The 9,943-nt window shown below is 34.9% G+C and carries 10 protein-coding genes; 4 read left to right on the forward strand and 6 right to left on the reverse strand.

The features are described from left to right. Nucleotides 1–63: 63 nt before the first annotated feature. Genes AA81_RS05685 through AA81_RS05695 form a run of 3 tightly spaced genes read left to right on the forward strand, consistent with a single transcriptional unit; the run spans nucleotide 64 to nucleotide 1,073 of the window. On the forward strand, nucleotides 64–435 hold the full coding sequence (locus AA81_RS05685) for a NifB/NifX family molybdenum-iron cluster-binding protein (RefSeq protein ID WP_103898488.1): 372 nt from the start codon (nucleotides 64–66) through the stop codon (nucleotides 433–435). Nucleotides 436–438: 3 nt separating this feature from the next. After that, nucleotides 439–816 carry a PadR family transcriptional regulator gene (locus AA81_RS05690; RefSeq protein WP_103898489.1) on the forward strand — a complete coding sequence of 126 codons (378 nt, stop codon included), beginning with the start codon at nucleotides 439–441 and terminating at the stop codon, nucleotides 814–816. A gap of 35 nt (nucleotides 817–851) precedes the next feature. Next, nucleotides 852–1,073, forward strand: a complete 222-nt coding sequence (locus AA81_RS05695) for a ferredoxin (RefSeq protein ID WP_103898490.1) — start codon at nucleotides 852–854, stop codon at nucleotides 1,071–1,073. A gap of 61 nt (nucleotides 1,074–1,134) precedes the next feature. On the opposite strand, the gene thrS is transcribed toward AA81_RS05695, so the two are convergent. The 3 genes from thrS to AA81_RS05710 form a co-directional block, all read right to left on the reverse strand. Then, nucleotides 1,135–3,057 (reverse strand): threonine--tRNA ligase, encoded by a 1,923-nt coding sequence (thrS, locus tag AA81_RS05700; RefSeq protein WP_103898491.1) that lies wholly within the window; start codon nucleotides 3,055–3,057, stop codon nucleotides 1,135–1,137. A 26-nt stretch (nucleotides 3,058–3,083) separates the two neighbouring features. Next, a complete protein-coding gene (gene prfA / locus AA81_RS05705) occupies nucleotides 3,084–4,148 on the reverse strand; it encodes a peptide chain release factor 1 (protein ID WP_103898495.1) in 1,065 nt (354 codons plus the stop codon). A gap of 127 nt (nucleotides 4,149–4,275) precedes the next feature. Further along, the gene (locus AA81_RS05710; protein ID WP_103898492.1) at nucleotides 4,276–6,282 is read right to left on the reverse strand and encodes a methyl-accepting chemotaxis protein; all 2,007 of its coding nucleotides are present in this window, start codon (nucleotides 6,280–6,282) and stop codon (nucleotides 4,276–4,278) included. Nucleotides 6,283–6,458: 176 nt separating this feature from the next. Here AA81_RS05710 and AA81_RS05715 point away from each other — a divergent pair, with 176 nt between their 5' ends. Continuing rightward, the gene (locus AA81_RS05715; protein WP_103898493.1) at nucleotides 6,459–7,424 is read left to right on the forward strand and encodes a potassium channel beta subunit family protein; all 966 of its coding nucleotides are present in this window, start codon (nucleotides 6,459–6,461) and stop codon (nucleotides 7,422–7,424) included. Nucleotides 7,425–7,501: 77 nt separating this feature from the next. Here the strand turns inward: AA81_RS05715 and AA81_RS05720 are convergent, their stop codons facing one another. The 3 genes from AA81_RS05720 to lpdA form a co-directional block, all read right to left on the reverse strand. Continuing rightward, a complete protein-coding gene (locus AA81_RS05720; RefSeq protein WP_103079424.1) occupies nucleotides 7,502–7,786 on the reverse strand; it encodes a YkoF family thiamine/hydroxymethylpyrimidine-binding protein in 285 nt (94 codons plus the stop codon). Beyond that, on the reverse strand, nucleotides 7,764–8,447 hold the full coding sequence (locus AA81_RS05725) for a class I SAM-dependent methyltransferase (protein WP_169926370.1): 684 nt from the start codon (nucleotides 8,445–8,447) through the stop codon (nucleotides 7,764–7,766). The genes AA81_RS05720 and AA81_RS05725 overlap by 23 nt, the downstream gene beginning before the upstream one ends. 64 nt (nucleotides 8,448–8,511) lie before the next feature. Next, nucleotides 8,512–9,867: a dihydrolipoyl dehydrogenase gene (lpdA, locus tag AA81_RS05730; RefSeq protein ID WP_103898494.1), complete on the reverse strand. Its 1,356-nt coding sequence runs from the start codon at nucleotides 9,865–9,867 to the stop codon at nucleotides 8,512–8,514. Nucleotides 9,868–9,943 lie beyond the last annotated feature (76 nt).

A 9,943-nucleotide genomic window follows, 5' to 3' on the forward strand; every position in this document is an offset into this window, starting at 1 on the left:
GGCGAAGGGGCGCTAAATAAAGTTTCTAAAGACACTAATATTTAAAACTACAGGAGGGAAAAAATGAAGATAGCTATTCCATTGATAGAAAATATAGGTGAAGATTCAAGAATCAGTGAACATTTTGGGCATGCTCCTTACTTCGCCTTTGTGGATTTGAAAGAAAATAAAGAATACAGCTATGAAATAGAAAAGAACCCTTTGGAAAATCATTCAACAGGAGAGATCCCTCAATACATGCATGAAAAAGGTGTAGAATTAATGGTAGTCAGAGGGATTGGAATGAAAGCGATAAATGTTTTTGAAAATCTTAATATTCAGGTTATAAGAGGAGTAGATGGGACTTTAAAAGAAATAATTGAAGCAATTTCTTCTAACAATTTAAAAGATCGAGATTATACGGTGAAATCGAAATTTCATGATCAAGGAGTTTAAAGAATGTCTGCTTACCAAAGAGGTAGAGGAAAAGGGTGGAGAGGCAAGGGTAGATTTTTAGCTAATTTTATTCTTTTAATCATTGCCGAAAACCCAACTTATGGTTATGAAATTGCCAATAAATTGGATGAAATGGGCGTGGAAACAATCGAAGGTATTGGTCAGATGGGCAGAATATACAGAATACTTTCAGAGTTAGAGGGAAGCGGATATATAACTTCAAGTTGGGATACTTCTAAGAGTCCCCCTGTCAAGGTTTACACAATAACGCCAATGGGATTGGAGTATCTCAGATACGCTCTTGAGGGTATTAAGATGGAATCAGAAGTTCTTGATACCTTCATTGACAAATGTGAAAAGATTCTAAAAAAGAAAGAATAACTTAATTTTAAAAATACCGTTGGGAGGGTTTAATTATGCGAAGAGAAGGAGGAGGCATGGGTGGGGGAGGTTTTTGTGTTTGTGTAAAATGTGGGTATAAAAAACCTCATACACCAGGCGTTCCTTGTCAAGATGAAAGATGTCCAAATTGCGGAAGCGTTTTATTACGTGAGGGTTCATATCATTATAATCAAGCAAAAGAGGTTTTAGAAAAGAAAAGAAAAAGGAACTCAGACGAAAAAAATAATCTCAATTAAATAACCTAAAATATTGAAGGCGCCTTTTTCTAGGCGCCTTTTATAAATCTGTATTATTAAATTAAAAAGTTAAGTCCAAATTTCTGTTCTTTATTTCTTTTTTAATTTCCTCAATGAAACGTTCTTTTGAAACATTTTCTATGTTATCGCCCTTTCGAGTTCTTATATTTATAGTATCTGAATTCATTTCTTTTTCTCCAAAAACTATCATATATGGCACTTTTTTCATCTGTTCACTTCTTATCTTGTATCCCACAGTAGCATCAGAATCATTTACGTAAACCCTAATACCTTCTTGTTCTAGAACACGAGAAAATTTTTTGGCTTCTTCGTTGAATTTTTCAGAAACGGGAAGAATCGAAACTTGAACAGGAGAAAGCCAAGTTGGAAACTCTCCAGCAAAGTTTTCTATTAAAATACCAAAGAATCTCTCTAAAGATCCAAATATTGCTCTATGAATCATAACTGGCCTCTTTTGTTCATCGTTTTCATCTGCGTATACCATCTCAAACCTTTCAGGCATCTGAAAATCAAGCTGAATCGTGGTACATTGCCATTTTCTTCCAAGCGAATCTGTAACGTTAAAGTCTATTTTGGGACCATAGAAAGCCCCTTCTCCTTCGTCTATTCTATATTCCATATTGCTCTTTTCTAATGCCTTTTTCAAAGCATCTGTAGCCCTTTCCCAACTTTCAATATCTCCCATATGATCTTCGGGCATCGTACTTAAGATGGCTTCATATTTAAAACCAAATGTTGAAAATATTTCGTTTGTTAGCTGTATAACTTTTATTATTTCTTCTTCCATTTGTGACGGCATGCAGAATATATGAGCATCATCTTGAGTAAAAGCTCTGACTCTAAAAAGGCCATGTAAAACCCCGCTTCTTTCGTAGCGATGAACTTTACCAAATTCAAACAATCTTATTGGTAAGTCCCTGTAACTGACGAAGTTGTTTTTATATATCAATATATGCCCTGGACAATTCATCGGTTTGACCGCCATAGGCATATCTTCTTTCTCAGTGAAAAACATGTTCTCTTTGTAATGATCCCAATGTCCAGATTGATGCCATAATTTGATATTCATGATTTGAGGCGTTTCTACCTCTACGTATCCATATTTTTTATGAACTTGCCGGGAGTAAGACATCAATTCATTTAGAACAATCCTACCATTTGGTAGAAAAAAAGGCATACCAGGAGCCATCTCAGATTGTAACATGAATAAATTCAATTTTGGACCTAATTTTCTGTGGTCTCTTCTTTTTGCCTCTTCAATCATATTTAAGTAATCGTCAAGTTGTTCCTTTTTGGGAAAGGCGGTACCATATATTCTTTGGAGCATCTTGTTCTTTTCATCTCCCCGCCAATATGCTCCAGATACGGATAGAAGCTTAAAGTATTTAACGTACCCGGTAGAAGGGAGATGAGGTCCCCTGCACAAATCATAGAAATCCCCTTGAAAATAAACTGAAATAGTGTCTTCTTCTAATCCCTCTATTAATTCCAGTTTATAAGGTTGATCCTTAAATAATTCTATAGCCTCTTTTTTACTTACTTCTTTTCTAACAATTTTTATATCTTCTTTAATAATCCGTTTCATTTCCTCTTCTATTTTTGGAAAATCTTCCTCTGAAAGGTTATACCCTTCAATATCAAAATCGTAATAAAACCCATTTTCAATAACCGGCCCTATAGCTAGTTTGACTCTATCCTTCCCAAAAACCCTTACCACCGCCTGAGCCATTATATGAGCCATCGTATGTCGATATATTTTTGAGGCTATTTCATCATCCAAAGTTATTAATTTAATAGTTGAATCCTGCACTATAGGGTTATTCAAATCTTTTAATTCACCGTTAATTTCTGCAGCTATGGCCTTTCTGTACAGCCCTTCGGATATACCTTTAGCAATTTCTGCAGGGGTAATTCCGTCTTTAAATTCTTGAACAGACTCATCTGGAAAAGTTATTCTCACCATTTAATCACCTCTAACAATAATTTAATTTATAAGGTCAAACTTTCAAGTTTTTCTATTAGATCTTTTTCTAGTAACTTATCTATTATTTCATCTAAATCTCCATCAAGTATTTCGTTTATTCTATGAGTGGTATATGGAATTCTATGATCTGTAACCCTATTTTGTGGAAAATTGTATGTCCTTATTTTTTCGCTTCGCTGTGCGGTACCTATTTGTGATTTTCTCTCTTGGATAAGTTGAGATTGCTGCTCTTCTAACTTTATCTCAAAAAGTTTTGCCCTTAGTATATTTAAAGCTTTTTCTTTATTTTGATGTTGGGATCTTTCATTTTGACAAGTCACAACGATCCCAGTTGGTAGATGGGTTATTCTAACGGCAGAATCCGTTTTGTTAACGTACTGACCACCTGCACCACTTGCTCTATAGGTATCTATTCTAAGATCGTTCTCATTTATTTGAACGTCTATATCCGTTGCTTCCGGTAACACTGCAACGGTGGCAGTCGAGGTGTGTATCCTTCCAGAAGATTCTGTTTGAGGTACCCTTTGTACCCTATGCACCCCACTTTCATATTTCAATCTTCTGTAAGCACCTTGACCTTTTATTTTTAGTATGGCGGTTTTAATTCCACCAAGTTCGTTTTCGTTTAGATCAAGAACTTCATATTTCCAATTTTTTCTTTCAGCATACCGTAGATACATTCTCATTAACTCAGAAGCAAAAAGGCTTGCTTCATCACCACCGGTACCAGCTCTTAACTCCATGATAATATTTCTCTCATCATACTCATCTTGAGAAACTAAACCTTCTATGATTTTTTTTCTTGTTTTTTCTTGTTTTTCCTCCAAATCTTGGAGCATTGACTGATATTCTTCTTCAGAGACTTCGTTACTTTCATACATTTCTTTTAACGCTTTTATGTCTTGTAAACTTTGTTCGTAACTCTCAAATAGTGCATTTAATTCTGAGAGTCTAGAATGCTCCTGCCCTAATTTTTTTAATTTTTCGATATCGTTAGTAATATCTGGATCACTTAGTTGTTTTTCTAATTCTTTGATTTTTTTCTTTACTTCTTCTCTAAAATCTAATATATTCAACTTTCTCACCTTTTTATTTTATTTGTTAACATTTAAGAACATCTTTTGCGTAGCAAACGAAACTTTGGAAAATATTTCTAAGGCATTGTGAACAAATCATTTTGCATAAAGCAGCAAAATTTTATATCTTAAAACTTCCAACTAATCTTTTTAACTCTGTGGCTAATTCACTCAACTCTTTCGCTTCTTCGTTTATCCCTATCCCTTGTTTTACTTGTTCGTCTATTACACTTCTTGACCTTTCTAGTTGTTCACTTATTTCTGTTACCGCTTTCGCTACCCTGTCCATCGCTGTGCTCATCTCTTGTGCACTCGCACTTTGTTCCTCTGCACTTGCCGTCATGTTTTCTATCCCTTGGTCCATCCTTTCTATCCTTTCTTTTATACGATTGAAACTTTTCTGTACATTCTCCATCTTTTCGTTTATTTCTCCTATCGTTCCTACTACCTTGTTCGTCGATTCGTTTACTTTGTTCGTTCCTTGCGTTATGTTGGTTAGTATTTCTGATATTTCATCCGTTGCATTTCTTGATTCTTCCGCTAACTTCCTTATCTCATCCGCTACAACCGCAAATCCTCTTCCCGCTTCCCCTGCCCTTGCCGCTTCTATCGCTGCGTTTAGTGCCAACAGGTTGGTTTGCTCCGTTATCGAGTTTATCGTTTCTACTATACTTTGTACGTTCTTGGCGTTGCTTGCGAGTGTTTCTACTTCTTTTTGACTTTCTTTTGTCCTTTCTACCGCTTCTTTCACAGCTTGACTTATACTTTCTATCGTTTTGCTTCCTTCTTCTGCAGCTTTACTTGTTTCATCTGCTTCTTCACTTAGTCTTTGTGCGTCTTGGGATACACCTTGTGCTGCCCTTGCTACTTCGTCTACACCTGAGGTCACTTCTTCTACGTTTCCTGCCGTTTCTTCCGTACTTGTTTGTATCTTGTCCATCTGGTTTTTGAGTTCTTCTGAGTTCTTCCTGCTTTCTTGTGATGATCGTGTTAGACTTTCTGATGCGTTTTCTACTTTGTCCGATGCCTGTTTTATTGACCCCATGGATCTTCTTAATTCTTTACTCATTTCTGATAGGGCGTTTGCCATCTGACCTATCTCGTCTTTGCTTTTACTTTCAAAATTTATCGTTAGGTCTCCTTCTTTGAATTGGTTTATCTTGTTTTTGAAGTCTAACAGTGGTTTCGTTATACTCCTTATTAGATAGATGACCATGATTATCGATACTACGAAGGCTACTACGGTTAGGATGGCTGTCAAGGTTATTGCTTGATTGTTTTCTTCTATGAGTGATGGTCCTAGGGTGTCTTGTTGGACCTTTAATTTATTTCTTTGTTCTTCTAACAGGTTTATTATCTCTACCCTTGCTTGTTCCATCTGCCCGATTATGGGCTGTTGGGATTCTATCGCTGTGACTATTTGATCAAAGGTGTTTTTGAACTGTTCGACCATGTCTTTCATATTGTTGAACAGTTCAGTTAATTCGTCAGAGGTTAATCCATATTGCATAATCAAAAGTTGAGAATCCAATTCATTGAAAGCATTTAAAACATTGTTTTTATCGCCAAGAGATTTGGATGAAAAATACATGGAAGATAAATTATCTATATTATCCAATATATTAATTGAACTATCAGCGTAAAAAACGAGGGTTGAAACATTATTCTCTTGGGCTAAAGTTTTAAAATCGGTAATAAGTTGGCGTAATTCATTTGATATATCTTTAAAATCCTGACTTGCGAGTCTATTTTTTTCTTCATTTAATTGAACAATTTGATTAAAATTATTTTCATAGTCCTCTATCTTTGTGATTATGTTTTGTACAAGTGTTGAATCGGTAGTTTCACCTGTAAAGAAACTTTGAACCGCGTTGATATTTTGAGTAAAAGTTTCTTTTGTTTGTTCATCGTAGTTAATCACATAATCTTTGAAGGCTAAAGCAGCTCCAAAAAAGTTGTCTTCTATTTCGGAGATCTGATTCGTTACCTCAGATAAATCCCTATAACTACCCAAACCATCGTTGGACTTTACCAAAGAAAAAATATTGAAAAAAATCGCTGCCCCAAATAAAACAAAAATTACAACGATAATTACAATTATCCTTCCTCTTATGCTTTTGAATGACATGGAATTTTTCCCCCTTTATTTTTAATTATCTTATCAATAATTATAATATAAAACAGTACTCAAAAGCAAATAAAAAGTTTTTAGAAACATACCTTTCTAATGCGAAATAAAAAAATAACAATAAGATATGGTAAAATAGTATAGGGTATAATTAAAGAAGAAAGAGGAGGTAGATTATGCAATATAACAATCTTGGTAAAGCTGGTATAAAAGTAAGTGAAATTTCATTTGGATCTTGGCTAACTTTTGGAAATCAGCTCGACACAGAAGGGGTCAAATCATGTTTGCGTACAGCTTATGAAAACGGTGTTAACTTTTTTGACAACGCTGAAGCTTACGCTAATGGTCTTTCTGAATCTCTTATGGGAATGGCAATAAAAGAGTATAGAAGAGAAGATCTTGTAATTTCCACAAAAATATTTTGGGGTGGAAAAGGCCCAAACGATAGAGGGGTATCAAGGAAACATCTTCTAGAAGGAACATGGAACTCTCTAAAAAGGCTACAAGTTGATTATGTTGACCTTATATTTTGCCACAGACCAGATCCAACAACACCCATTGAAGAAACAGTATTCGCAATGGATTACATAATAAGAAACGGTTTAGCTCTTTATTGGGGAACTTCCGAGTGGAGTGCGGAACAATTGGAAGAAGCTTATCAAATAGCGGATAAAAGAAATCTTATTCCTCCCACAATGGAACAACCTCAATATAACATGTTTGTTAGAAATAAGGTTGAGAAAGAATTTAAACCTCTTTATGAAAAATATGGATTGGGATTAACAACATGGAGCCCGTTAGCCAGCGGGGTGCTCACTGGAAAATACAACGATGGAATTCCTCAAGACAGTAGACTTGCAAAATTTGAAAACTTACGAGAAGAGTTCGAAAAAGGCGGACTATTATCTCAAGAAAATATCGAAAAAGTCAGAAAATTGACAAAAATAGCTAACGATTTAGGTGCTACAATGGCTCAGCTTGCTCTTGCCTGGATATTGAAAAATCCTAACGTTAGCACCGTAATAACTGGTGCAAGCAGGCCAGAACAGGTAAGAGAAAACGTAAAAGCTTCCGAAATAAAAGAAAAACTTACAGATAGTGTAATGGAAGAAATTGAAAAAATTCTAAACAACAAACCCTAATAAAAATTAGTAAAATCCCACCAATGCGGTGGGATTTTTTTAATTTTCTTTAGTTTTATAGAAATCCCTAACCTCGATTATGTCAAGCCACAAACATTGGAAATAGTTATATTCAAGGCAAAAGAACCTCTTTTTTGTGCTTCATCAGTGATAAGGTTCATAGCTTTGAATATATCTTCTTTACTCCCTTTCACAACTGTATTCATCTTTCCTACTGTAATTTCTATATTTTTTAACTCTCGCAATTTAATAATTGCATCACTTATTATTCTCACGTAATCGTCTGTTCCAAGAGGGTAAAGTGCCATTGAACAAGAAAAATCACATACTTTTTTTGTTTCATTGTTTGTCCCATCTAACACAGATAAAACCTCCCGTATCTTCCTTTTTCCTTTGACCTTCCATTTCCCTTTTTAAGAGGAGTTCCTTATTATTTAGATCCGCGTCAGGATCAAAGTGTAAAGCTAATTGATAATCAGTATATGAAACTTCTGGTATAAAATTTAAGACTTCTTCCAACGTATAAAACCTAGCTGCTTTGTAAGGTGATTGATCTTCTGTTTTTGCTTTTTCCCTATACAATTTTGCCCAAGTACTTTTTGCACCAATCACACAAATAATTAATCTTCCCCCCGAAGATAAAACCCTATAAGCTTCACATGCAGCTTTTTGGGGATCATCTAAGAATTCGAACATTGTTACCGAAACAACCAAATCAAAACTTTCATTTGGAAAAGGCAGATTATATGCATCCGCTTTGATAAAATTGATTTCATTTGTTTTTTCTCGTGCTTTTTCTAACATAAAATCCGATTGATCGATGCCTGTTACCTTCAAACCCATATTTAGAAATAACAAACTATAAATTCCAGTTCCACAACCTAAGTCAAGTACCTTTTCATTTTTTTGTGGTTTCGCTAAATCCATAACAACCTTTCTCTCAATTTCATCAACGAATGTACCTAGAGGACTTTTATACCAATTATCATAGTTATCCGCTATTTCTTTGGAAAATGCACTCACAAGAAAAGTTCCTCCTCTTAACACGCTTTTTGAAAAATGAAACTTTTTTTATTAACGACCTTGTCTAAATATGTATGGCTAATCCTTCCACGCTTTCTTCTGCACCAAGCAGACTTTCAGTCAAAGTGGGGTGAGGATGTATACTATTCGTTAGTTGCTCTACACTCATCCCATACTTTACAGCCAAAACTCCTTCCATAATCATATCTGTAGCGTTCGGTGAAACAATAGCTACACCTAATGCTTTTTTACTCTCCTTGTCAGCTATTATCTTTGCAAAACCATCTCTTTCTTCCATAGTTCTCGCTCTACCATTAGCAGATACAGGAAATTTTGAAACGATAACTTTTTCAGAATCTACTTCTTTTTCTTTTAGACCTACGGTCGCTATTTCTGGATTAGAGAAAATAATGTTTGGAACAGCACTGTAATCCATTTCCTTGGCTTCACCTGCGATATTGTGGGCGGCTACTATCCCTTCATTCATAGCCACATGAGCTAACATAATATGGGCCCTTATATCTCCTACTGCATATACATTTTCAACGTTTGTTCTCATTTTGGAATCTGTCTTAACACCTTTTTCTATTTCTACACCTAAATTTTTAACATCTTGAGTTATAACAGGCCTTCTCCCCACAGCAAGTAAAATTTTTGAGCTTATTATTTCTCTGGTTTCACCGTTGAAATCGATTTTTGATACATATGAATCTTCATTCTTTTGAATGTCTAGAACCTTATGTTTTTCTAAGACTTCCACACCTTTTTTAACCAAAGATTTTTTTGCTTCTTCTGATACATCTTTATCCTCATTGGGCAGAATATGTTCGAGTAGTTCTACGACATAGACTTTTTTACCTAAACTTGCAAAAAATGTAGCAAATTCTACACCAATAACCCCTCCACCAACTATCAAAATCGATTCTGGCATATGCTCCATCGTAAATACATCATCACTTGTCCAAATTCCTTCAATTTTATCGAAGGGTGAAAAAACCACTGGCTCAGAACCATGAGCTAAAATAATGTTTTGCGTTTCTATTGTTTTATCGCCAACTTTTATATGATTTTTATCTGTTATTTCAGCTGTACCTTGTATTAATTCGATATGATTTTTTTTAAATAGATATTCTATACCTTTTTTAGATTGTAGAACAACTTTTTTCATATGTTTCATTATTTCGCTTATTTCATATGTCACTTCACCCACTTTTATGCCTAATTTGTTCGATTTTTTTAAAATCTCTTCGTAAAGATGTGAAGAGGTTAACATTGCTTTTGTGGGTATGCAACCTTTGTTGGTACAAGTTCCACCAAGATTTTCTTTTTCAATAACGGCAACTTTTTTTCCTAATTGTGATAACCTTATTGCCGCCACATAACCACCTGGTCCTGATCCAATAACAACAACATCGTACATTAGAATTTCCTCCTTTTAATTTAATGTTCTACTTTTTGAATCCCTAAAACATTATATATAGCGCCCTTCCCCCGCT

The sequence above is a fragment of the Petrotoga halophila DSM 16923 genome (assembly GCF_002924615.1).

Bases quoted from the DNA above. Each gene is read 5' to 3' on its own strand.
- AA81_RS05685 (WP_103898488.1), top strand. From the start codon at position 64: ATGAAGATAGCTATTCCATTGATAGAAAATATAGGTGAAGATTCAAGA.
- AA81_RS05695 (WP_103898490.1), top strand. From the start codon at position 852: ATGCGAAGAGAAGGAGGAGGCATGGGTGGGGGAGGTTTTTGTGTTTGT.
- AA81_RS05710 (WP_103898492.1), bottom strand. From the start codon at position 6,282: ATGTCATTCAAAAGCATAAGAGGAAGGATAATTGTAATTATCGTTGTA.
- lpdA (WP_103898494.1), bottom strand. From the start codon at position 9,867: ATGTACGATGTTGTTGTTATTGGATCAGGACCAGGTGGTTATGTGGCG.
- thrS (WP_103898491.1), bottom strand. From the start codon at position 3,057: ATGGTGAGAATAACTTTTCCAGATGAGTCTGTTCAAGAATTTAAAGAC.
- AA81_RS05715 (WP_103898493.1), top strand. From the start codon at position 6,459: ATGCAATATAACAATCTTGGTAAAGCTGGTATAAAAGTAAGTGAAATT.
- AA81_RS05690 (WP_103898489.1), top strand. From the start codon at position 439: ATGTCTGCTTACCAAAGAGGTAGAGGAAAAGGGTGGAGAGGCAAGGGT.